This window comes from Levilactobacillus humaensis (assembly GCF_024345185.1).
GTDB lineage: Bacteria > Bacillota > Bacilli > Lactobacillales > Lactobacillaceae > Levilactobacillus > Levilactobacillus humaensis.
The window spans coordinates 1-513 of record NZ_BROB01000067.1 but is presented as its reverse complement, the minus strand read 5'-3'; the positions used below and the strand labels follow the sequence as shown (position 1 = coordinate 513).

The 513-nt window shown below is 44.4% G+C and carries 1 protein-coding gene; it reads left to right on the top strand.

The window, feature by feature from the left end:
* Window positions 1-449, top strand: a 449-nt coding sequence (locus tag OCU14_RS11235) for an RNA-guided endonuclease TnpB family protein (protein ID WP_261811097.1), incomplete at its 5' end; no start/stop codon positions are given.
* Between the last annotated feature and the right edge of the window lie 64 nt (window positions 450-513).

Sequence of the window (513 nt, the reverse complement as noted above, 5' to 3'; positions counted from 1 at the left end):
AACTGGCTCAACGAGAGAACCGTTGGATGACCGATGTGAATCATCGGCTAGCTAAGACACTCGTTACGGCATATGGTTCGCATACGCTCTTTGTTTTGGAAGACCTAACCAATGTGACATTCAACACTGATGATTTACCTAGGCCCTTGCGTAATAGCCATCGTTCTTGGTCTTTCTTCCAACTAGAGTCTTTCTTAACATATAAGGCTCAGGCTATTCAAAGTATCGTCGTGAAAGTGAATCCAGCATTCACCTCACAGAGATGTCCCAAATGTGGCCTGGTTGAGAAAACCAATCGCCATCATAGCACTCACGAGTATTGGTGTAAACATTGTCAGTATCGTTGTAACGATGACCGATTAGGGGCTATGAATATTGAGATGCTTGGTCAAGATTGGTTGAACGGTGTCAAACGACCAAAGATTAAGAAGCTAACAACTGCTGGGTAAACCTGGCAGTTAAACGGGTAGCCGTCAATTACCCGATGATGTTGTCACTACGAGTAGGAGTACC